A 22,554-nucleotide genomic window follows, 5' to 3' on the forward strand; every position below is an offset into this window, starting at 1 on the left:
CCCGCGCCTGCGGTGGAGGCAGGTGCGGCAACCAGCGCACGCAAAAAATAACACCTGGCCCGGCATGCCAACGCAGCCGGGCCAGGTGTTGGAGTGACTGTTGTAGCGGGTCGGGGCAGGCACGCCGAACGTGCCCGTCGCCCGCGCTACACGCCTGCATGCCTACATGCCCTACATACCTACTTGGACAGATCGACCGCGTACTTCGACGTGCCCTTGCCCGAGCCGTCGTCCGCCGCCAGCAGCGACACGTTGGCCAGGCCCGCGGCCTGCGCCACGGCCAGCGCGTTGGCGCCCGAGCTGAACACCACCGGCCCCGCCACGGTGGCCTTGGCAAAGCGCCAGCTCTTGGCCGCACCGTTGGCACTGCGCGTCACCGCGGGGTTCTTGCGGATGTAGTCGATCACGACGTCCCGGTTGGCATCGGGCGATGCCCAGATGGTGCCCGAGCCGTCGAGCTTGTCGATGAAGCTCTTGCCGCTGGTGGCGCGGTAGTTGTTGGTGGCGATCACGAACTCCTGCGCCACGTCGATGGGCTTGCCCAGGTAAGTCAGGTTCTTGATGCGGCTGCCCACGGGCTGGGTCACGTCGATCTGGTACTGCACGTCGGCGGTGGTGAACATGTCGAAGTTGTAGCCCGGGAAGGTGCTGATGAGCTGTTGCTCGCCGGTCTTGGAAGGGTCGATCTGGTTGAAGCGCTTGGCAGCGGCCTCCAGCCAGTTCTTGATGTCGCCGCCGTTGACCTTCACCGCATACACCGTGTTGGGGTACAGGTACAGGTCGGCCGCGTTGTTGATGGCCAGCGGGCCCACGGCGACGTCGGTGTAGTCGGCTCCACCCTGGAAGCCGCTCTTGAACGGCGCGCTCACCGACAGCACCGGCAGCTGCGCATACTGCGGCAGGCTGGCCTTGATGTAGGCGGCCACATAGGCCTGCTGCGCCTGGTTCACGATCTGGATCGCGCCGGGGTCGCCCACGTCGGCAAACAGCGTGCTCATGCGGAAGTCGGTCTGGCCGATGGGCGTCTTCACGTACTGGATGGCGGCCTGGTGCTGCGTCTCGACGAGCGGGGCCACGCTGGCGTCCGCATCCACGGTCACCGTGGCGCCGGCGGCGTTCTTGTTCTGGATGTTGCGCAGCTCGGACTTGCTGGCCGACTTGTTGACCACCCACTTGGCGCCGTCCCACTGCAGCGCGAGCTGCACCACGCCCAGGGCCTTGCCCCACGAGCTGGCCATCACGGCGGGCACGCCGTTCACGGTGCCGGCCTTGTGGTCGACACCGGCCATGGTGAAGCCGGGCGTGGCCGCGGTATCGGGGAACACGCCGTGCTGGTGGCCCATCACCATCGCGTCGATGCCGGCCACCTTGGAGAGGTACAGGCCCGGGTTCTCCATGGTGGGCGAATACGCCGCGCTGTCCATGCCGCCGTGCAGCAGCGCGATCACGATGTCGGCGCCCTTGGCGCGCAGCTCGGGCACATACTTGGTCGCAGACTCGACCGCGCCTTGCGTGCTGACCTTGCCTTCGAGGTAGCGCTTGTCCCAGTTCATGATGCCCGGCGTGGTGAAGCCGATCACGCCCACCTTGATGGGCAGCTTCACCTCCTTGCCGTCCGCGCCCTTGGCCACCAGCGTGCGCTCGAGCACGGTGTAGGGCTGCACCAGCGGCTTCTGGGTCTTGTTGCTGGTCACGTTGGCCAGCACCATCGGAAAGCCCGCGCCCGCGCATTTCTTGGCGGCGTCCACGCCATCCACCTCCAGCCCGCCGCCCAGCACCTGGTTCAGGAACGGCAGGCCGTAGTTGAACTCGTGGTTGCCCAGCGTGCCGGCGTCAAAGCCTAACGCGCCCATGGCCTTGTACATGGACAGCTGCTGCGTGCAAGGGATGGGGTTGATGGTGGCTTCGTAGTCGGCCAGCGCCGTGCCCTGGATGGTGTCGCCGTTGTCCACCAGCAGCGTGTTGGCAAACTCCTTGCGCGCCGCGCGCACCAGCGTGGCGGTGCGCTCGAAGCCGTAGCTCTTGTCCTCGGCCAGCTTGAAGTAGTCGTAGCTGCGCACATTGAAGTGCAGGTCGGTGGTCTCCAGCACGGCCAGCGTGGCGGTGGCGCCAGCGTTGTTGTTGACGCTGCCGCCATCACCGCCGCCGCAGGCGGACAGCGACGCGGCCAGCGCCAGCACGCTCAGCGTGGCGGTGCGGCGTGAGCCATGAAACGACGAAAGCAAAAGAAGTCGGCTGCGAGTGCGTTCAGACATGAACAAGGCCCTTGTTGGAACAAGGGTCCGAGTGTCTGGCCGGGGTTTGACAGCGGTGTGACGTGGTGCAAAAGCACACGCCTGCCCGCCCCCCATCAGGCGATGCGGTGCACGTCGCCGTTGTGCGGCGAAGCGCTTTCGTGGAACAGGTCCTCCAGGAATTGCGCCAGCTCGTGCTCTTGCACGAAGTCGGGAATCACGAAACCCGAGGGAGTCCGCTTGCCATCGGACCCCACGCGGTAGGCCTGCCACAGCGCGCCCTCGCGCCGCACCTCGACGATGCGGCCGAAGACGTTGAAACGGGGGTGCGTGGGCGCTGCCATACGAAGCTCTCCTTCAGGCGGATGCGTGCGGATCTGCGGTCGTGGCGATCAGATCCACCTCGACCGTCGCGTTCTTGGGCAACTGCAGCACGCCCACCGACGTGCGCGTGTGGGCGCCCGCGTCTCCCAGCACGGCGAACAAAAGGTCCGACGCCCCATCGGCCACCTCGCTTTGCTGCGTGAACGTCGGCGCCGACTGCACGTACACGGTGATCCGCAGGATGGCCTGCACTGCATCGAGTGAGCCGAGTGCACGCTGCAGCAGTGCCAGCGATCGCATCACGCACACCTTGGCGGCCTTCTGCGCATCGGCCAGCGACGCACCGGCACCGGCTGCGCCCGTGACCACCACGGTGTCGCCCACGCGCGGTATCTGGCCGCTCAGGTAGATGTGGTGACCGTCGCGCACCAGCGGCACGTAGTTGCCACCGATCTTGATCTCGCCATCGAAGCTGTAGCCCAGGGCCTGGGCCTGTTCCTGGAAACGCGTGTCACGGGACATAAGAAATCTCGGCATTTAAGAGGGCCACCACTATGCCATTGAGCGCGGCATGGAGCGCGCAGGCAGCCATTGGCTCGGCCCACGCCAGTGCACCCGCGGAACTGGCTCGGCCAGACCACCGGATGCGTCCCCCTGGGGCGGGAAGGCGCCGAAGACGAAACAAGGGGGGGAGGGGTTCAAAGATACCGCGCGAACGGATCCACCAGCGACGCCAGCGTCACGCCGGCGGGCTGCCCTGCATTCTCGGGGCGCCAGGCTGGCTCCGGCCCTGCGGCCACCGGCATGACCTTGATCGGCTGCATTTTGCGGCCATAGAGACGCTGCACGCGCTCATCGAGCGTGGGGTGCGAGTCGAGCCAGCGCTCCATGCGGCCACCGCCGCCCAGGTCCACCAGGAGCATGTGCTGTACCGAGGGGTGGTTCAGTCCCTTGTGGCTGTGCTCTTCATAGCCGCGCGGCAGGTCGCGGCGCTGGGCCATGACCTTGCGCAGCACGCCGCCCAGGCCGTCGCGGCTGCGCGTCCATTGCACGGCGCGGGCGTCGGCCAGGTACTCGCGCTGGCGCGACACCGCGGCCTTGAGCATGCGTCCGGTCAACCAGCCTGCAAGGCCCGCCAGCATGATGGCCGAGCCGAACCACCACGACAGGCCCCGGCGCTCGCGCAGCGTGTCGCCGAAGTTGTAGACCAGCTCCAGCCCGAACACCATGCCCGCCAGCTGCATCTTCAGACGGGTGTCGCCTTCGTGCAGGTGCGAGAGCTCGTGGGCGACCATGCCCTGCATCTCCTCGCGGTTCAGGTAGTCGAGCGCGCCCTGCGTCACGGCGATCACGGCATCGCTCTGGTCCCAGCCGGCGGCAAAGGCATTGATCGCGTCGGTGCGCGGCATCACCATGATCTCGGGCCGGGGCATGTGGGCCGCGATGCACAGCTCGTCCACGATGTTGGAAAGCCGCTGCTCGGCATGCGAGAGCGACGGCCTCAGCTCGCGCGCGCCTACCCGCCGGGCCAGCTTGACGCCGCCCGCGCGCAGGTTCGAGGTTTCCACCCACCAGCCGCCCAGCACCAGCATCAGCGACACGCCCACGTTGGCCGCCAGAAAGCCCTGCGGAAACGGCAACCGCCCCGGCAGCACCGCAGCCATCAATACCCAGGCCAGCGCCAGGGCCGCGTGCACCGCGACGACCAGCACGGCCACAGCGAGTGCAAAGCCCAGCAGCAGGCGCCGCGTCTCGCTGCGCGCGCTGTCCTGATGGTCCCAGAACTTCATGGCACCCTCTCCAGTCGGTGAGATATCCACTGCGGGCAGAACTGGCCGCAGCCCTGCCGGCGCATGCGTGGATGCGGACGGGCCGTGCCGCCACGTGCGTCCCGCGGAGGGAACAGCGCCGCCAGCGGCCCAGAGGCCCATCGATATGGCTTACGAGAACCGCACCTGCGGCGCGGCGCGCTCTTCGTCGCTGCGTGTGGATTCGAGCATCGGCACGGTGGGAAAGCCCAGCAGGCGCGCCACGACCAGGTCAGGAAACTGCGCTGCCGCGTCGTTGAATTCCAGCGCCTGGTCGTTGTACGCCTGGCGCGCGAAGCCCAGGCGGTTTTCGGTGCTGGTCAGCTCTTCGGACAGCGACTGCATGGTGGCGTCGGCCTTGAGTTCGGGATACGCCTCGGCCACCACCATCAGGCGGCCCAGGCTGCTGCCCAGCACGCCCTCGGCGGCAGCCAGCGCGCCCATGGCGTTGGCGCTGCCAGGCTCTGCCCGTACAGCGGCGGCAGCGCCCTGGGCCTGGCCGCGGGCCTGGATGACGGCTTCGAGCGTGGCGGCCTCGTGGCTGAGGTAGCCCTTGGCGACTTCGACCAGGTTGGGCACCAGGTCGTGGCGGCGCTTGAGCTGCACGTCGATCTGGCCGAACGCGTTGGCAATGCGGTTGCGCAGCTGCACCAGCCGGTTGTAGACACTAACGGCCCACACCGCCAGCACGGCGACCAGGCCCAGAACGATCCAAGCAGTAGCTGACATGTCCCACCCTCCTTGTTGTGAATTGAATGAATGGATGCTGGGCGCATCTTAGTGGCGCTCCTTTCCCAAAGGGGCCATACATTTCAGCGGGTAGGGATTTAAGCACCAAAACAGCCTGCAGCGCCTCACCAATAAGCGCTAGCAGCTATCAAAAGCAGAGCAATCGATACTATGAGCACACACCGGGCCCATCCACAGGCTGCGAGGGCAGCGGCCCAGCCGCTCTGGGTTGACACCCCGCACCCTCCACCGACCGCAGCCCCGCCAGTGCACCCGTGGAACCGGCTTTGCCGGGCCACCGGGTGCGTCCCCCTTCAGGGGGAAGCGGCGCAGCCGCTCAGGGGGTGCCCTTATTCCGCATCCAGTCCGCCGTGCCCATGAAGCTTTCCTTCAAGCGGGCGCGCAAAGCGTCGGGCACGCCCGTCTCGCCCATGGCCTGGTCCATGCAGGCGACCCACTGGTCGCGCTCCTTGATGCCGATGGAAAAAGGCATGTGCCGCATGCGCAGGCGCGGGTGGCCGAAGCGGCTTTGGTAGTGGTCGGGGCCGCCCAGCCAGCCGCACAAGAACCAGAAGAGCTTTTGCCGCGCCTGCACCAGGTCGCTGCCGTGGGCCGCACGCAACTCGGCATACGCGGGCTCCAGGTCCATCAGGTCGTAGAAGCGCTCGGTGAGTGCCAGCACGCGCGCTTCGCCGCCGATCCATTCGAAGGGTGTGACAGCCGCCGCCGCAGCCTCCTGGCCGGGTTCGGTGTCTGCGTCGGGGTCTGCGTCGGGGTCTTTGGAAACGTCTGAATTCATGTCAAAAATGGCGCTACCGCTTGACCATCAAGCGGCAACAGCTATCGAATATATAGCAACCGGCTGATGCAGCACTGGTGGTACCCCACAGAGGGCACACGCCAGCCGCTCACTCCGCCGCGCGGCGCAGCGTGTCCACCACCGGCCGCAGCAGCACCTCGCGCAGGCCCCACCAGCCAGCGGCCAAGGCCAGCACGGCGCCCGCCACCGCACCCGCCAGCGGCACCCAGGGCGACGCGGTCCAGGCGAAGTCGAACACGAAGCGCGCCAGCGCCCAGCCCACGCCCACGGCCACGGTGCTGGCCAAAAAGCCCGCGAGCAGGCCCACGCCCACCAGCTCGGCGCGCTGCACCTGCCGCAGCAGGCTGGCGCGCGCCCCCACGGCGCGCATGATGGCGTATTCGCGCGCACGCTCTTCGCGCGTGGCGGTGACGGCCGCGAACAGCACCACCAGGCCGGCGGCCAGCGTGAAGGCGAACAAGAACTCCACCGCGCGGATCACCTGGTCCAGCACGCGCTGCACCTGGTTGATGGTGGCGGCCATGTCCACATTGGTGATGTTGGGGAATTGGCGCACCAGCGCGTTGTCGAAGCCGTGCACCTCGGGCGCGCGGTAGGCGGCAAGGTACGTGACGGGCACGTCCTTCACGCTCGCCACCGGGTACATCACGAAGAAGTTGGCGCGCATCGAGCCCCAATCCACCTTGCGCAGGCTGGTGATGCGGGCTTCGTTCAGCACGCCGCCCATGTCGAACTGCAGGCGGTCGCCCATCTTCAGGCCCAGGGTCTCGGCAATGCCTTCTTCGACGCTGATCGCGCCCTCCTCGCCCGCCGTCCACCGGCCGGCCACGATCTGGTTGTGGGCCGGTGCCTCGGTGGCGTTGGAGAGGTTGAACTCGCGGTCCACCAGGCGCTTGGCGCGGTCGTCGGTGTAGTCGGCCGGGCCCACGGCCTTGCCGTTCACCGCCACCAGCCGCCCGCGGATCATGGGGTACCAGTCGTACTTGGCGACGTTGTTGTCCTTGAGCGCCTGCTGAAACGCATCGGCCTGGTCGGGCATGACGTTGATCACGAAGCGGTTGGGCGCATCCGGCGGCGTGGCCTTGCGCCAGCTGTCCACCAGGTCGGTGCGCAGCAGCACCAGCAGCACCAGGGCCAGCAGGCCCACGGCCAGGCTGCTGACCTGCACCACGGCGTAGGCCGGGCGTGCCGATATCTGCCGCGTGGCCAGCACCAGCCAGCGCGGGGCGGTGGCCTCGTTCACGCTCCTGCGCAGCAGCTTGACCGCCACCCAGGCCAGGCCCGCGAACAGGAGCACCGCGCCCGCAAAACCGCCCACGGCGATCAGGCCCAGCTTGATGTCGCTGCTCACCGTCAGCAGCAGCGCCGCAAAGCCCGCGATGCCGATGCCCAGCACCGCCATGGATGCCGGCTTGAGCCCGCCCACGTCGCGCCGGATCACCCGCAGCGGTGGCACCTGGGCCAGCTGCAGCACCGGCGGCAGGCCGAAGGCGAACAGCAGCGTGAGCCCCATGCCCAGGCCGAAGGCCACGGGCCACAGGCTGGGCGCGGGCAAGGCGGATTCCACCAGCCCCGCCAGCAGCAGCACGAAGGCGTGGTGCACCGCATACCCCAGCAGCACGCCCAGGGCGCTGGCAAACAGGCCCACCAGCGCGAACTCGGTGGTGTAGGCGCCCGCAATGGTGCGCTGGCTTTGCCCCAGCACGCGCAGCATGGCCGATGCGTCCAGGTGCTCCGCGGCAAAGCCGCGGGCCGCCAGGGCCACGGCCACGGCCGACAGCAGCGCGGCCAGCAGGGCCACCAGGCTCAGGAATTTCTGGGCGCGGTCCAGCGTCTGGCGCATTTCGGGGCGGCCGCTCTCCAGCGACTCCACACGCACGCCGTGCACCTCGGGCTTTTTGAGCTCTGCGGCAGACCATTCGTTGAAGGCCTTGACCGCAGGCGCCGGGCCGGTGACGGCAAACCGGTAGGTCAGGCGGCTGGCGGGCTGCACCAGGCCGGTAGCGGCCAGGTCGGCTTCGTTGACCATCACGCGCGGCGCAAAGCTCATGAAGCCCGCGCCCCGGTCCGGCTCGATGACGATGATGCGGGCGATGCGCAACTGCGCATCACCCAGCAGCAGGAAGTCGCCCATGGCCAGGTTCAGCGATTCGAGCAAAGGAGCATCGACCCACACCTCGCCCTTGGCCGGGATGTCCCGCGTGGGCTGGTCGATGGCGCCGGGCGCGTCGGCCACCCGCAGGCTGCCGCGCAGCGGGTAGCCCGGCTGCACGCTCTTCAAGGCCACAAGCTTGCTGGCGCCGCCCTGGGCGTCGCTGGCGCGGCCCATGGTGGGAAAGCCGAGCGTGGTGACCGACTGGAGGCCCAGCGCCTTGGCCTGGTCCACAAAGGCCTGGGGGGTGGGGTTGTCGCTGGCCACCACCGCGTCGCCGCCCAGTAGCTGCAGGGCATCGCGCTGCAGGCCGCCCTGCAATCGGTCGGCAAAGAAGCCCACCGAAGTGAGCGCGGCCACCGCCAGGGTGACGGCAACGATCAACAGGCGCAGCTCGCCCGCGCGCAGGTCGCGGGCCAGGGTGCGCCAGCCCAGGCGCAGAAAAGACAGGTTCATGGCGCGGACCTTAGCGCAAAGCGAACGGGCCGTCAGCCCGTGGGGTGTTTGGGGCGGTGCCGGGCGCTGCGCGGGCAGCGGGCCCGCCCCTCGCGGTCAGGGCCGCACCGTTGCGGTGGCCTCGCTGCCTTCGCCCGCGCCCAGCCGCTGCTCCAGCGCCTTGAGCACCGGGGCAATGTCCGCCCCCACCCTTATCTGCGGGTTGGAGAAGCCGTCGGCCTTGCCGGCCTCGACCTCGCGCTGCTGGATCAGCGGCACGGCCTTGGCGAAGGCGTCGGTGAACGAATGGGTCTGGCGCAGTTGCTCGTTGAACACCGCACGGCCGAAGAACGTGAGCTCGGACAGCCTGCCGCAGCCGTACGAGGTGTGCGTGGCATCGGCCGCGGTCATGATGAGCGTGCCGTCAGTGGCCAGCGGGTCGATCCAGCCGCCCGAAAAGCAGGCCGACACGGCGATCACGCGGTGGCGGATGCCGGCGTCGTCCAGCGCGGCGCGCAGCATCTCGGGCGTGACGGGCGGCACCTCCAGAGGCCAGTGCGACGCGGCCAGCTCGTGGTTGCGCGCGCCGTGGGATGTCATGTAGACCATGAGCACGTCGTTGTCGCGGTCCATGCGGTCGGCCAGCGCCTCGATGGCACGCTGCAGGTTCTGCGGCGTGGCCCACAGGTGGGTGCCTGCGGTTTCCGCATGGTTGAGCAGGTGCAGCACGCGGCCGTCGGCGTCGAAGCGCTCCTTCAGCAGCGTGCTGACCATGGTGCTTTCTCGGCGGAAGACTTCCTCGCTGGCGTAGGGGGCGAACACCAGGCCGTAGACATCCACCACGCCGGGGCGCTCGGGCGCCAGCGCCTGTACCTGCTGCGGCCACAGTGCCTGCTGGGCTTCGAAGACCGTTTGCGACAGGTGCAGGCGTGCCGGCTCCGGGGCAGCCTCCTGGGCTGCGGCAACGGCTTCGGTGTCCAGCTCCCAGGGCCGGTCGGGAAACTGCCACGTGGCCAGGGCCGCCAGGCCCACCAACCCGGCGGCAAAGACCGCCGTGCGCAGGCGCGAGCGGATGAAACGCGCACTGACCACGACCACCGCCGCCAGCAGCCACACGAACAGCGGGATGTACAGCGCCCACATCACCCATCCGGCGATCTGCCCCTGCCAGGTCTGCGGCCTTTGCGCCGCCCAGCCCAACAGCCCGTACGTGAGCAGCGTGGGAACCATGGGCGCCCAGGTGGAGAGTGCGAACCACGCCGCCAGCCCGCCCGAAGGCTCGGGGCTGGCGGCCCCTGGTGCCGCGGCCTGTTGCCGCAGCGCCGGGGCCATGGCCCACCACGCAAACCACAGCAGCGCCAGCGTCGTCCAGTACGGAATCAGCCAGCCGCGCAGGTTGAACTGCGCGGGGCCCACGATCTCCAGGCGCGCGACGGCCGCCAGCAGCGCACCGCTGGCGAGCGCCAGCACCACCAGTTGCCAGGGCGTGGGCGCCGCCGCGCCGGTACGGGGCGCCAGGAAAAATCCGGCGCGCAAGCCTTCGCGGACCCAGTCCCAGAGCGACAGTCGGGCAGCGCCCGCAGGCCCGCCATTTGTGTTGCCAACAAGCGCCCCCGGCGCGGTGGGCGTTCCGCTCAACGGGACTTCGATCTCTCCGGGCACAGGGCCCCATTGGCTGGGCAGGGTGTTGTCCCAGGTGCCATGGATGTGACGGTCTTTCATGCGCGCATCATGCCATCTGCGCATGACGTGCCTGCACGGCGGGCGGCCCCTCGACGGTGGCCGCTGCGTGCTCTTGGGGGCTCCCGGTGGCCGCCGCAGCCGCAGCCGTTGCCGTCGCGGTGGCCCGGCATCCGACCGCTATCGCCGTGTCTGCGGCACAGCCGCTGCCCCAGGCAGCACCGCGGGCGCCTGCGCCAACTCCGGCTGCAGCACCAGCCGGTCCGCCCCGCTGTAGCAGACAAAACGCCGGTTGGTCGCCCGTCCGATGGCGCACAGGCCCAGCTGTTGCGCCACCGCATGGCCCATCTGCGTCATGCCGCTGCGCGACACCACGATGGGCACACCCATCTGGGCCGACTTGATGACCATCTCGCTGGTAAGGCGCCCGGTGGTGTAGAAGACCTTGTCGGCGCCCGACATGGGCTCGGGCGCGGGCCCTCCTCCCCCCGTGGCTGCATCCGTCGGCCTTGGCGGCTGCGCGTTCATCCACATCCAGCCCGCAATCGTGTCGATGGCGTTGTGGCGCCCCACGTCTTCCACGAAAGTGAGCAGTTCCTCACCCCGAAACAGCGCGCAGCCGTGGACCGAACCGGCAGACTTGTACGTGGTCTCCTTCAGGCGGATCGCGTTGACGATGCCGTACAGCTGGGCTTGCGTGAGGCGCGCCTCGGGCAGCACGATACGGTCCACCTCGTCCATCAAGCCACCGAACACGCTGCCCTGCCCGCAGCCGGTGGTCACCACCTTGCTGGCCGTGCGCTCTTCGATGCGCTCGATGCCGTGGCGCGTGCGCACGGCGGCGGCGTGCACGTCCCAGTCGACGGTGATGGACTCGATGTCGAACACCGACTCGACCAGGCGCTGGTTGCGCAGGTAACCGAGCACCAGCAGCTCAGGGTGCGCGCCCAGGGTCATCAGCGTGACCAGCTCGCGCCTGTCCACATACACGGTGAGCGGCCGCTCCGCGGGGATGGAGACCTGCTCGCGCTCGCCCAGTTCGTTGACCACATCGACACTGTGTGTGAGCGGGGCCGTGGCCTGCGTCAGGCGCGGCAAGGGCTGGGCGGTGGAATCCGTTGCGGTGCGGGAGGTCATGGAGGGACTATACGCAGGCGTGCTGGATGCAGACGTCTGCTCAGCCTGGCCCTGCGCCGGGCGGGGCCAAGGGCGAAAAGGAGGTGCGCCGAGAGATTCGCAGGGGTGCGGTCTCTGTGCGGCCCATCGCAGAAGTGGCACGCACCCCGCGCACCCGGCCGGTGGCGGTCAGGGCTTGGGTGCCGATGCCGCGGCGGCGGGCGTGGCCGTGTTGGGCGGGCTGCTGGCCGTGCCCGGTGGCGAATGCGCACCTGCGGCCTCCAGGGGCTTGGCCTCTGGCGGCGTGTAGGCGAACGGGCCGGGGTCAGCGCACGCGGTGCCGGTGGCCACCGCAGGCTTGGCATCCGGCGTGGTCTTGCGGTAGTGGGCCGCCACCTTGTCCTGCGACAGGCACAGCTTGTAGTTGTCGACCTTGCCGGCCCAGGCGGCCTTGGCAGCGGCTTCTGCAGCCTTGGCGGCGGCCTCGGGCGACGGCGGGGGCAGCTTGGCCACGGCCAGGCTGCACGCACCAGCGGCACACAAAGCCAGCGCCAGGGTACGGAGGGGGTGTGGAGTCTTCATGGTGGGGTGTGCCTCACATGTCATACCTGGACGGGCTTGCCTGCGGCGGCGGCCGCCTCGACAGGTCCGTCCACGGCGCTGCGCTGGCGGGGAATCTTGCCGGCCTCGATGTCGTCGTACCAGAGCTCGTGGTGCTCCCTGGCCCAGGTGTCGTCCACATAGCCGGTCTTCATGGCCTTGTAGGCGCCCTGCATGCCGATGGTGCCCATGTAGATGTGGCCCATGAACATCATCATCATCACCACCGTGGCCACGGCATGCACCATGTGCGCGATCTGCATGGTGCCGCGCTCGTAGATGAGCCCGGGGATCAGCTTGTCCAGCACCAGGCCCGAGGCCACCACGATCACGCCCAGGCCCAGCACGCCGGCCCAGAACACGATCTTCTCGCCCGCGTTGAAGCGGTGCGAAGGCACCTCTTGCCCCGAGAGCATGCCGCCGCCCTTGGCGATCCAGGTGATGTCCTCGCGGCGCGGCAGGTTGTCCTTGAGGAACGTGAAGAACACGATGACCAGCGACACCGCGAACAGCGGGCCGGCGAAGTTGTGGATGTTCTTCAATGCATACGCCAGCCAGCCGAACAGCGTGGCGCCCATGATGGGCAGCAGGAAGAACTTGCCGAACGCCATCACGATGCCCGACACCGCCAGGGCGACGAAGGCAATCGCGTTGGCCCAGTGGGCCGAGCGCTCGAACGGGGTGAAGCGCTCGATCTTGCGGCCGGTCTCGGCGCCGTGCAGCGTGATCGCGCCCTTGCCCCAGTAGAACAGCGCAATCGCACCGGCTACGATGAGCAGCAGCGAGCCGCCGTACGGGATGATCCACTGGTTGCGCACCTGCCGCCAGGCCTCGCCGGCGTTGGTCACGCGCGAGCCGGGGTACTGCACGAAGGGCTGGATCAGGTTGCCGGCCTCGGGCGCCTGGCTCTTGGGCAGGCTGCTGGTGCCGGTCACGCCCTGCCCCACCTGGCGCCACATGGGCGCGTTGTTGCCGGGCTGCACCTTGGCGCGTTCGCCGTTGGTCTGCTCCAGGTATTTGGGGTCGGCGCTCGCGTCCGGCTTGACCTCGAAGATGTTCTGGCTCTGGATGCCGCCCGCGGCCGGGGCCGCGGTGGCAGGCGCAGGCGCTACTGCTGCCGCAGGCGCAGAGGCTGCATCGCCAGCGGCCGGGGCCTGCGCCAGCGCGGGGCCGCAGACCACACCAACCACCAACGCCAATGACCACAGGATGTGTTGCATGGCGGGCCTCACTTCGCGGTGATGCGCGTGTACTCGTTCTGGCCGTACTGCTGGCGCGTCTTCAGTTGCGCCTCCCAGCTGGCCTTGTCACCGGCCGTCCAGCCCGGCTGCGTGAAGGCGCTGCCGGTGCCGGCGTAGGGTGTGGCATCGCTGCGGATGCCGGCGCCGGTCTGCGGCTTCTCGCCGCACGCGCTCAGGGCCGCCAGGGCCAGGGCTGCGGAGGCGACCAGCAAGGTGCGTTGCATCGTGATCATGACTTGCCCCCTGCAGGCTGGCCGGCCTGCTGCGAGCCGTAGGCCGTGCCCCAGCCCCACACTTCGGCGCCCTTGCCGCGCTGCACCACGCGGTTGCGGAAGATGTCCGCCACCACGTCGCCATCGCCAGCCAGCAGGGCCTTGGTGGAGCACATTTCGGCGCAGGCGGGCAGCTTGCCCTCGGCCAGGCGGTTGCGGCCGTACTTGTCGAACTCGGCCTGGCTGCCATGCTCTTCAGGGCCGCCGGCGCAGAAGGTGCACTTGTCCATCTTGCCGCGCACGCCGAAGGTGCCGGTCGAAGGGAACTGCGGTGCGCCAAAGGGGCAGGCATAGCTGCAGTAGCCGCAGCCGATGCACACGTCCTTGTCATGCAGCACCACGCCTTCGTCCGTGCGGTAGAAGCAGTTGACGGGGCACACGGCCATGCAGGGCGCATCGCTGCAGTGCATGCAGGCCACCGAGATGGATTTCTCGCCGGGCACGCCGTCATTGAGCGTGACCACGCGGCGGCGGTTCACGCCCCACGGCACCTCGTGCTCGTTCTTGCAGGCCGTGACGCAGCCGTTGCATTCGATGCAGCGCTCTGAGTCGCAGATGAATTTCATTCGTGCCATGGGTAGGTCTCCTTGCGCGGCGCGATCAGGCGCGTTCCACGTTGCAGATCGTGGTCTTGGTTTCTTGCATCATGGTCACGCTGTCGTAGCCATAGGTGGTGGCGGTGTTCACCGCTTCGCCGCGCACGATGGGCGCTGCGCCCTTGGGGTAGTACGCCAGCATGTCCGTGCCTTGCCAGCGCCCCGAGAAGTGGAACGGCATCCACACCGTGTCGGGTGCCACGCGCTCGGTGACAAGCGCCTGCACGTTCAGGCGTGCGCCGGTGGGCGAGCTCAGCCACACGCGCTCGCCGTTGCGGATGCCGCGGTCGGCCGCCGTCTTCGGGTTGATCTCGACGAACGACTCCTGCTGCAGCTCGGCCAGCCAGGGGTTGGAGCGGGTTTCCTCGCCGCCGCCTTCGTACTCGACCAGGCGGCCCGAGCTCAGGATGAGCGGGAACTTCTCGTGCACCTTGTCGGCGATGTTCTTGTCCTGCACGCTCTTGTACAGCGTGGGCATGCGCCAGAAGGCCTTCTTGTCGTCGTGCGTGGGGTACTTGGCCATCAGCTCCGGCTTGGTGCCGTACAGCGGCTCGCGGTGCTGCGGTATCGCATCCGGGAAGTTCCACACCACGGCACGCGCCTTGGCGTTGCCGAACGGGTGGCAGCCGTGCTTCATGGCCACGCGGATGATCGCGCCGGTGGGATCGGTCTTCCAGTTCTTGCCTTCGGCCTTGGCCTTTTCGGCGTCCGACAGGTCGTCCCACCAGCCGAGCTTCTTGAGCAGCACGTGGTCGAACTCGGGGTAGCCGGTGGTGATCTCGCTGCCCAGCGAGAACGATCCGTCCTCGGCCAGCAGGTTCACGCCGTCCTTCTCGACACCGAAGTTGGCGCGGAAGTTGCCGCCGCCGTCCATCACGTGCTTGGAGGTGTCGTACAGGTTGGACGAGCCGGGGTGCTTGAGCTCGGGTGTGCCGTAGCAGGGCCAGGGCAGGCCGAAGTAGTCGCCGGTGAAGTCGTAGCCCGTGTCCTTGTCCTTGCCGCCCTTGGCCTTGAGGGTCTTCACGTCGAACAGGTGCATGTTCTTCATGTGGGCCTTCAGCCGCTCGGGGCTCTGGCCGGTGTAGCCGATGGTCCACACGCTGCGATTGATCTCGCGCAGGATGTCCTCGGGCACGGGCTCGTCCATGCCCTTGACCTTCTGCATCTTGTAGTTCTTGGACAGCTCGGCGGCAAAGCCCAGCTTCTCGGCGAACTGGTGCATGATCATGTGGTCCGAGCGGCTCTCCCACAGGGGCTCGATGACCTTCTCGCGCCACTGCAGCGACCGGTTGGACGCGGTGCACGAGCCGCTGGTCTCGAACTGCGTGGCCGCAGGCAGCAGGTACACCGCGCGGTTGGCGTTCAAATCTTCGGCCTTGCCGGGCATGGCGGCCATCGCGGCGGTGGCGGAGGGGTAAGGGTCCACCACCACCAGCAAATCCAGCTTGTCCATCGCGCGCTTCATTTCCAGACCGCGCGTCTGCGAGTTGGGCGCATGGCCCCAGAAGAACACGCCGCGCAGGTTGGAGTCCTGGTCGATGAGCTCGTTCTTCTCCAGCACGCCGTCGATCCAGCGCGAGACGGTGATGCCGCTCTTGGTCATCATCGCGGGCGATGCGTACTTGGCCTTGATCCACTCGTAGTCCACGCCCCACACGGCCGCGAAGTGCTTCCAGGAGCCTTCGGCCAGGCCGTAGTAGCCGGGCAGCGAGTCGGGGTTGGGGCCCACGTCGGTGGCGCCCTGCACGTTGTCGTGGCCGCGGAAGATGTTGGTGCCGCCGCCCGTCTTGCCCACGTTGCCCAGCGCCAGCTGCAGGATGCACGATGCCCGCACGATGGCGTTGCCGATGGTGTGCTGCGTCTGGCCCATGCACCACACCACGGTGCCGGGGCGGTGGGCGTTGAGCATGCTCGCCACCTTGAAGACCTGCGCCTCCTTCACGCCGCAGGCCTCTTCCACCTTGTCGGGCGTCCACTTGGCGAGGATCTCCTCGCGCACCTTGTCCATGCCGTAGACGCGGTCGTTGATGTACTGCTTGTCTTCCCAGCCGTTCTTGAAGATGTGGTACAGCAGGCCGAAGAGGAAGGGAATGTCGGTGCCGGAGCGGATGCGCACGTATTCGTCGGCCTTGGCCGCCGTGCGGGTGAAGCGCGGGTCCACCACGATCATCTTGCAGCCGGTTTCCTTGGCGTGCAGCATGTGCAGCATGCTCACCGGGTGGGCCTCTGCCGCGTTGGAGCCGATGTACATCGCGACCTTGCTGTTTTGCATGTCGTTGTACGAATTGGTCATGGCCCCATAACCCCAGGTGTTGGCCACGCCGGCCACCGTGGTGGAGTGGCAGATGCGCGCCTGGTGGTCGCAGTTGTTGGTGCCCCAGAAGCTCACGAACTTGCGCAGCAGGTAAGCCTGCTCGTTGTTGTGCTTGGACGAGCCGACGAAATACACGCTGTCAGGGCCGCTGGCCTTGCGCAGCTCCTGCATCTTGGCGGTGATCTCGTTGAGCGCCGTGTCCCAGCTGATGCGCTCGTACTTGCCGTTCACGAGCTTCATGGGGTAGCGCAGGCGGTACTCGCCGTGGCCGTGCTCGCGCAGCGCAGCGCCCTTGGCACAGTGCGCGCCCAGGTTGATGGGCGAGTCGAACACCGGCTCCTGGCGCACCCACACGCCGTTCTCGACCACGGCATCGACCGCACAGCCCACCGAACAGTGGGTGCACACGGTGCGGCGCACTTCGATCTTGCTGTCGCCCAGGCCCACCTTGGCGCCTTCGGCGGCGTGGGACTTCTTGACCAGCGTGAGCTGCGACGCGGCAATGCCGACGCCGACACCCAGGCCCGAGCGACGCAGGAACGAGCGCCGGTCCATGGTGGGCAGGGCCTGCGACAAACCGCGGCGCAGGCTGTGAACAAAAGGAGAGGCAGGCGCGGCGCCCGGCGCGGCGTGCGGCGACTTCTTGGTGAGCAACATGGGGCGCCCCGGTCAGAGTTGGGTGGTCTTGTAGTACTGCTTCACATGGGCGGACAGGTGGTACCCGCCGCCCTTCTCCGGCGCCACGCGGGGGGGCTCGGACACGGCCGCTTCGGGAGACGTCGCCAGCTGCGGAAGGGCCACCACGGCAGCCGCTGCGGCGCCGACGGTGGCGGCGCCGGCAAAGAAGCTGCGGCGCGAAGGTGGGGTTTGGCTGTTCTGCATGCTTGTCTCCAGAATGGCTGCAGCTATGAAATGCTGTTCATACAGTCTATGTCACTGAGTGCAACACTGCAATTGAGGCGAATACCACCCACCAACTTACTCATCTTTTGTAGCGCCCCGCGCAGATGGTGTCAGCGGCGGCGCCAGTTCAATCGAGCATGTCGAAGCCCTGCGCCTCCACGCTGACGAAGGCGCGGGTGAAATGTGCTGTTGCAGCATAGAACCGTGCTTGCGGATGCGCCGCCAGCGCATCGCACAGCGCCCCCACCCAGGGCTGCAGGTGCGTGGCAAAAAAGTCGCGCTGCGACGCCAGGTTGCACACCGCCACATCGTCGCCGGCGATCAGGTAGCGCATGACCTCGCACAGGTAGGCGATGTGGTCTTCGGTCTCGGGCATGGCCGCCTCGTCACGCGCCAGGCCCAGGCGGGCCAGGTCGGTGCGCAGGCGGGCCAGGGGCTTCTCGTTCAAGAAGCCGCTCACGTAGTGCGATGCGTACAGGTAGACCTCGGGCTTGCCCACACCGCCGAACAGGCGGTCGAACTCCAGCGCAATGGCCGCATCGTCCAGCGCACGCGCCGCGCCCACCAGTTGCTGCCAGGGCTCTTGCAAAAAACCACCCGCGGCCGGTGCCTCGGTCACCGCCACGCGCAATGCCGACAGCAGCTCTGGGCCGGGCGCTGCGTAGTACAGCTGCGACAGCAGGCCATACAGCTCGGCGCGCGCGGTTTCTTCGTCCAGCGCCGAGCTGCCGGCAGGGGTCATTGAAGGTTGGGCGCTCACAGGTCCGTCACTTTCGCTTCGCTTTGGGAGGAATACAGGTCGATCACGCGGCAGTCGCTGCACATCTTCAGGCGCTCCAGCGCCTCGCCCTGGAACATGGGGTGGCCCGAGAGCTTGCCCAGCATGGCCTCGATGGCCTTGACCGTGCCAAACGGCTTGCTGCAGCGCACACAGGCCCAGGGCTTGGCTTCGTTGAGCACGCGCAGTTGCGCACGCTCGGGCGTGAGCAGCAGGCGCGGCTGCAGGGTGATCGCGTCTTCGGGGCAGGTGGTGGCGCACAGGCCGCACTGCACGCAGTTCTTCTCGATGAAGCGCAGTTGCGGCATCTGCGGGTTGTCCTGCAGGGCGCTGGCGGGGCAGGCGCTCACGCAGCTCAGGCAGAGCGTGCAGCGGTCCTTGACCACGTTGATGCTGCCCAGCGGCGAGCCCGCGGCCGGCAACGCAATGGCGTCGGGCCGCACCGCGGCCGGGGCTGGCGCGTATTCGATGAGATGGTCCAGCGCCATTTCCAGCGTGCTGCGCTTTTCCTGCGCCACCGCAAACCGTGCGGGCACGGCGGGCGTGGCCTGGCGGGTCTGCCCCAGGGCCTGCAGCGCGGCATCGAGCGCCGTGGGGTGCGTGGCACGCACCAACTGCAGGTGGCTGCCCGTGTAGCCCAGCCCGAGCAGGATGGCCTGCGCCACGTCCATCTGCGCCTGCAGGCCTTCCAGGTACTGCGGGGCTTCTTCATCAGTCACCAGCACCGCCACCTGCGATGCGCCGTAAGCCACGGCGCTCAGCCACAGGTCCACGCCCACGCTGGCCGTGTGCCACACCGCCACCGGAATCACCCGCGCCGGCACGCCGTGCGCCACCTTGAGTTGCGCCGCGCGGCCCAATTCCTCCACCAGCGCCTGCCCGCGCTCCTGGCTGTGCAGCAGCAGCACGGCGTCCTTGCCACCCGCTGCGGCGTAGGTGGACAGCAGCGTCTTGAGCTTCAGGCCCTGGTCCGTGGCGCTGGGGTAGGCATAGGTCAGCGCCCCCGTGGGGCACACCGTGGTGCAGGCACCGCAGCCCACGCACAGATGCGGGTTCACCTTGATTTGCTGGCGGCTCTTGTCGCTGGCAATGGCCTCGGCCGAGCAGATGTCCACGCAGGCATTGCAGCCCACGGTTTCATTGCGGCTGTGGGCGCACAGCTTTTGTTTGTAGGCAAAGAACTTGGGCTTTTCAAACTCGCCCACGAGCTCGCGCAGGCGCAGCAGCGTGGCGATGTCGCGGCCGTCCCAGCGAAAGTACCCCTGCGGCAGCGCGTGCTGCACAAAGGTGGGCGTGGCCGTGGCGGCGCGCAGGTCGAGCACCATGTCGAAGCGCTCGGTGTGCGGGGCCGCCTCGCGGCTGAAGTCGATGGCGCCCGCCACCTGGCAGACCTTCACGCAGGCGCGGTGCGACTGGCAGGCGGTCAGGTCGACTTGGTAGTCGAGGCCGATGGCATCTTCGGGGCATGCGGCCACGCAGGCATTGCAGCGGGTGCACAGGTCCAGGTCGATGGGGTTGTCGGCCGCCCATTGCAGATCGAACGCGCCCAGCCAGCCCGTGAGACCCGTGATGCGCCCGCCCAGCACCGGAAAGCGCCGGGCCTGCGCGCCACCTGCGGTGCCCGGGCCCTGGGTGAAGATCGTCACCTCCAGCACGTCGGACACCATGGCCGCAGCGCGTTCGGCCACATCGAGCGCGCCGATGATCAACAGCCGACCGGTGCTCTTGAACGTGACCGTGGGCACCGGGGCGGGCTCGGGCAACTGCGCGGCGGCCAGCAGCGCCGCGATCTTGGGGGTGGCGCGGTCCGCATCGCGGCTCCAGCCGCCGGTCTCGCGGATGTTGACGAAGCGGATGGGGGAGATGGCGCCCTCGGTCTGCTGGCCCAGCTCGGCGAACAGGCGCTGCTCTTGCGTGCAGGCCACCACCACGTCCTGGCCGGTCTTGATGGCCTGCTGGAATGCGCCGGCTTCGCGCCGGCACAGCGTGGAGTGAAGGGTCAGGCCCTGGTCTTCATGCAATGCCGCGCCCAACGCTTTCGCGTCGAGGGGCATCGTCTGGTTGCAGTCGCAGATGAGCGTCGTGGTCATGGTCGGGTTGGCTGGCTGGCGCGTCGGCTGTCCCGGTGGGGGACAGCGCGGGCACGCCCGGCTCGCTGGTGGACTCGCTAGGAACAGCGGTGCATACCCCCGACTGTGCCACGTCTGACGGCATTTCCTGCTCCGCATCATCCCGAGGCTGAGCGTGCGCCGGGGGCTTTGCCGCCACGCCCTCCCCGTCCGCGGCCTGTGTTTCATGGTCGAAGAAGCCCATGGCATGGGCGCTGGCCATCTGCCGCAACATGCCCTCGGGCAAGGGGTCGGGCTGCGTGTAGTCGCCGACGTAGATGTCGAGGCCGTCCATCACGTTGAAGTGCGGGTCGGCAAACAGCTTCTTCATCGCCAGGTTGCGCACCTCGGGCGAGACCGCGCGCTGCACGAAGGGCTTGAAGTCGGACTCGGGCGTGAGCGCCTGCGCATCGGCCAGCGTGGGCGCGGGGGGCTGCTGCGGGGTCGCTGGTTCGGTCGGTGCCTGGGGTACGCCAGCCGGTGCCTTCGCGCCAGGCTCGGCCTGCGCCGCAGCCGGCGTCGGCGCCTGCGGTGCGGGCTCCTCCACGGGCTTGCCCGCCGCCACATCCTGCTTGCGGCGCGACCAGCGCGTGAGGAAGCCGTCAGCCACCGTGACCCCCACCGCCACGGCGCTTGTCGGTGGACACGGAGGCAGGCTTGCCGAAGCGGTCGGTCAGCGGCTGGAAGCTGTCGGGCCTGCGTCGGCGCTTGGGCTCGGGCACGTAGTGCTCGTCCACGAAGGCCTGCAGCGCCTGCAGCACGGCGGGCGGTGCGGGCACCTGCTCGACCGCCTCCTGTGCATCGAGCCAGCGGCCGGCGTCGTGGTAGCTCAGGCTCACCGCCACCGGGCGTGCCAGCCGGCCTTCCTCGGCGCCGCTTTCGTCCATGCGCCACAGCACGAACCAGCACGGTGCCGGGCTGGTAAGGTTCAGGTGGTAGCCCTCGCCGTCGTCCTTGAAAAGTTCGACGGCAAAGCCCGGGAACAGCCAGCGGGTCTCGTCGGCATCCTCGCGCAGCAGGCGCGGCACATCGCCAAAGGCCGCTTCGCCGGGCACCACGTCGTCCAGCGTCCAGCGCCAGGGCTGCCAGCGGTTGTCCAGGCGCTCACGGCGCATGATGACGGCGACTTCGAGGGTGGGGCGCAAAGACATGGCCCGACTGTACTGCCAGCCCGCAGACACGGCGAGCAATGCCCCTGCGTTTCAGCCCCCGGGGGAGGCGTGCGAGGCCTGCGCTCCCGGTGCATACAGCACCGCGCGCGGCGCGCGGCACAGCCCCCACAGGCGCAGCCCGGCCAGCTCGGCCACCTGCACGCCGGTCGCGGTGGGGGCCGAGATGGTGGCCAGCGCCGCCAGTCCCACGCGCGCGCACTTGCGCACCAGTTCGTGGCTGCCCCGGCTGCTGAGCACCACGAAGCCCGGCTCCGCAAGCCGCCCGCTGCGCGCCATCCAGCCGATGAGCTTGTCCAGCGCGTTGTGCCGGCCCACGTCTTCGCAGACACGGGCCAGCTGCCCGTCCAGCGTGGCCCAGCCGGCAGCATGCAGCGAGCCCGAATGCGCGTTGTGCGGCTGCTGCGCCTTCAACCCGGCAAAGGCCGTGAGCACCGTGTGCAGATCCACGCGCTCCACCCAGTCGCGGGCGGGCAGCCGTGCGGGCTCCAGGTCCAGGGCGGCAAAGCTTTCCACGCCGCAGACGCCGCAGCCCGTGCGCCCCGCCATGCTGCGGCGCCGCTGCTTGAGGCGCTCGAAACTGCGCGCAGAAATTTCCATGTGCACCTCGACCCCTGGCACGCCCGCCGGCAGGTGCGCGGCGCTCTGGTCGGCCAGGCGCAGCGCGGTGCTGCGGCCGTCGTGCGCGTGGTCGACGATGCCTTCGCTGAGCGCAAAGCCCAGTGCGAAGTCGTCGAGCTGCTCGGGCGTGGCCATCATGACCGCGTGCGATACGCCGTTGAACACCAGCGCCACCGGAATCTCCTCGGCCAGCGTGTCCAGGCGCAGCGTGCCTTCGCCGGGCGCACCCGCCTCGCCATACACCCGCACCGGGCGCGAGGCCAGGGCATGCAGGCCCCGGGCCAGGGCCTCCTCGTCGGCGTCCTCTTCGTTGTTGTCGCCGTGCACCGCAAGCCCCTGCATCGCCTGTCCGTTCATGGTGCATCTCCAGCCGCCGCCAGCTCACGGGCCACGGCCCGGCCCTCGTCGGTCAGGAAGGCCACCCAGCGCTCGCCGACCCGGTCCACGCGCACCCACCCGGGGCCGCGCTGCCCGCCCACGGGCGCATCGCTCATGAGGCTCAGCTCGCGCAGCAGCACGCTCGCGCCCTGGCCCAGGCGCTTGCCCAGGCGGGGCAGCGACATGCCCGAGGGTGCGTCGGCACCGCCGTGCGAATCCTCCTGCAGCGCCCGCAGGATGGAGGCTGCCAGGGTATCGTGTGCGGCCGTCATGGCA

General features: G+C 68.6%; 21 protein-coding genes. All 21 read right to left on the reverse strand.

Annotated elements, in window-relative coordinates:
* Positions 1-179 precede the first annotated feature (179 nt).
* Positions 180-2,255, reverse strand: a complete 2,076-nt coding sequence (locus tag ACSQ3D_RS10135; RefSeq protein WP_436126801.1) for a bifunctional 2',3'-cyclic-nucleotide 2'-phosphodiesterase/3'-nucleotidase — start codon at positions 2,253-2,255, stop codon at positions 180-182.
* A 95-nt stretch (positions 2,256-2,350) separates the two neighbouring features.
* Positions 2,351-2,578, reverse strand: coding sequence for a DUF7661 family protein (locus ACSQ3D_RS10140; protein ID WP_056418182.1), 228 nt, complete (start codon positions 2,576-2,578; stop codon positions 2,351-2,353).
* Between the two features lie 13 nt (positions 2,579-2,591).
* Positions 2,592-3,080, reverse strand: a complete 489-nt coding sequence (locus ACSQ3D_RS10145; protein WP_396503769.1) for a RidA family protein — start codon at positions 3,078-3,080, stop codon at positions 2,592-2,594.
* Between the two features lie 176 nt (positions 3,081-3,256).
* Positions 3,257-4,348 (reverse strand): M48 family metalloprotease, encoded by a 1,092-nt coding sequence (locus tag ACSQ3D_RS10150; protein ID WP_056423043.1) that lies wholly within the window; start codon positions 4,346-4,348, stop codon positions 3,257-3,259.
* A gap of 150 nt (positions 4,349-4,498) precedes the next feature.
* The gene (locus ACSQ3D_RS10155) at positions 4,499-5,095 is read right to left on the reverse strand and encodes a LemA family protein (protein ID WP_436126802.1); all 597 of its coding nucleotides are present in this window, start codon (positions 5,093-5,095) and stop codon (positions 4,499-4,501) included.
* Positions 5,096-5,432: 337 nt separating this feature from the next.
* Positions 5,433-5,894: a group II truncated hemoglobin gene (locus tag ACSQ3D_RS10160; RefSeq protein WP_436126803.1), complete on the reverse strand. Its 462-nt coding sequence runs from the start codon at positions 5,892-5,894 to the stop codon at positions 5,433-5,435.
* A gap of 109 nt (positions 5,895-6,003) precedes the next feature.
* Positions 6,004-8,523 carry an ABC transporter permease gene (locus ACSQ3D_RS10165; protein ID WP_436126804.1) on the reverse strand — a complete coding sequence of 840 codons (2,520 nt, stop codon included), beginning with the start codon at positions 8,521-8,523 and terminating at the stop codon, positions 6,004-6,006.
* A 96-nt stretch (positions 8,524-8,619) separates the two neighbouring features.
* Positions 8,620-10,224 carry a C13 family peptidase gene (locus ACSQ3D_RS10170; RefSeq protein WP_436126805.1) on the reverse strand — a complete coding sequence of 535 codons (1,605 nt, stop codon included), beginning with the start codon at positions 10,222-10,224 and terminating at the stop codon, positions 8,620-8,622.
* A 138-nt stretch (positions 10,225-10,362) separates the two neighbouring features.
* Entirely contained in the window at positions 10,363-11,319 is a 957-nt protein-coding gene (locus ACSQ3D_RS10175; protein ID WP_436126806.1) for a formate dehydrogenase accessory sulfurtransferase FdhD, read from the reverse strand.
* Between the two features lie 168 nt (positions 11,320-11,487).
* Positions 11,488-11,880, reverse strand: a complete 393-nt coding sequence (locus tag ACSQ3D_RS10180) for a hypothetical protein (RefSeq protein WP_436126807.1) — start codon at positions 11,878-11,880, stop codon at positions 11,488-11,490.
* Positions 11,881-11,900: 20 nt separating this feature from the next.
* The gene (locus ACSQ3D_RS10185) at positions 11,901-13,118 is read right to left on the reverse strand and encodes a formate dehydrogenase subunit gamma (RefSeq protein ID WP_436126808.1); all 1,218 of its coding nucleotides are present in this window, start codon (positions 13,116-13,118) and stop codon (positions 11,901-11,903) included.
* Positions 13,119-13,126: 8 nt separating this feature from the next.
* Positions 13,127-13,372, reverse strand: a complete 246-nt coding sequence (locus ACSQ3D_RS10190) for a hypothetical protein (protein WP_369817096.1) — start codon at positions 13,370-13,372, stop codon at positions 13,127-13,129.
* On the reverse strand, positions 13,369-13,986 hold the full coding sequence (fdh3B, locus tag ACSQ3D_RS10195) for a formate dehydrogenase FDH3 subunit beta (RefSeq protein WP_056161698.1): 618 nt from the start codon (positions 13,984-13,986) through the stop codon (positions 13,369-13,371). The genes ACSQ3D_RS10190 and fdh3B overlap by 4 nt, the downstream gene beginning before the upstream one ends.
* A gap of 25 nt (positions 13,987-14,011) precedes the next feature.
* Positions 14,012-16,978, reverse strand: coding sequence for a formate dehydrogenase subunit alpha (locus tag ACSQ3D_RS10200; protein WP_436126809.1), 2,967 nt, complete (start codon positions 16,976-16,978; stop codon positions 14,012-14,014).
* A 12-nt stretch (positions 16,979-16,990) separates the two neighbouring features.
* Positions 16,991-17,203 carry a hypothetical protein gene (locus ACSQ3D_RS10205; RefSeq protein ID WP_056161694.1) on the reverse strand — a complete coding sequence of 71 codons (213 nt, stop codon included), beginning with the start codon at positions 17,201-17,203 and terminating at the stop codon, positions 16,991-16,993.
* Positions 17,204-17,351: 148 nt separating this feature from the next.
* Positions 17,352-17,966 (reverse strand): TorD/DmsD family molecular chaperone, encoded by a 615-nt coding sequence (locus tag ACSQ3D_RS10210; protein WP_056418152.1) that lies wholly within the window; start codon positions 17,964-17,966, stop codon positions 17,352-17,354.
* A 14-nt stretch (positions 17,967-17,980) separates the two neighbouring features.
* The gene (locus ACSQ3D_RS10215) at positions 17,981-20,056 is read right to left on the reverse strand and encodes a 4Fe-4S binding protein (protein ID WP_436127198.1); all 2,076 of its coding nucleotides are present in this window, start codon (positions 20,054-20,056) and stop codon (positions 17,981-17,983) included.
* Positions 20,016-20,720: a DUF3306 domain-containing protein gene (locus ACSQ3D_RS10220; protein WP_436127199.1), complete on the reverse strand. Its 705-nt coding sequence runs from the start codon at positions 20,718-20,720 to the stop codon at positions 20,016-20,018. The genes ACSQ3D_RS10215 and ACSQ3D_RS10220 overlap by 41 nt, the downstream gene beginning before the upstream one ends.
* Positions 20,713-21,261 (reverse strand): DUF3305 domain-containing protein, encoded by a 549-nt coding sequence (locus ACSQ3D_RS10225; protein WP_436126810.1) that lies wholly within the window; start codon positions 21,259-21,261, stop codon positions 20,713-20,715. Before ACSQ3D_RS10225 ends, ACSQ3D_RS10220 begins: the two co-directional genes overlap by 8 nt.
* Positions 21,262-21,312: 51 nt before the next feature.
* The gene (fdhD, locus tag ACSQ3D_RS10230) at positions 21,313-22,242 is read right to left on the reverse strand and encodes a formate dehydrogenase accessory sulfurtransferase FdhD (protein WP_436127200.1); all 930 of its coding nucleotides are present in this window, start codon (positions 22,240-22,242) and stop codon (positions 21,313-21,315) included.
* 11 nt (positions 22,243-22,253) lie between these two features.
* Positions 22,254-22,550, reverse strand: a complete 297-nt coding sequence (locus tag ACSQ3D_RS10235; RefSeq protein ID WP_056418140.1) for a hypothetical protein — start codon at positions 22,548-22,550, stop codon at positions 22,254-22,256.
* Positions 22,551-22,554 lie beyond the last annotated feature (4 nt).

This window comes from Acidovorax sp. LjRoot117 (assembly GCF_964252695.1).
In the GTDB taxonomy this organism is placed as follows: domain Bacteria; phylum Pseudomonadota; class Gammaproteobacteria; order Burkholderiales; family Burkholderiaceae_C; genus Acidovorax.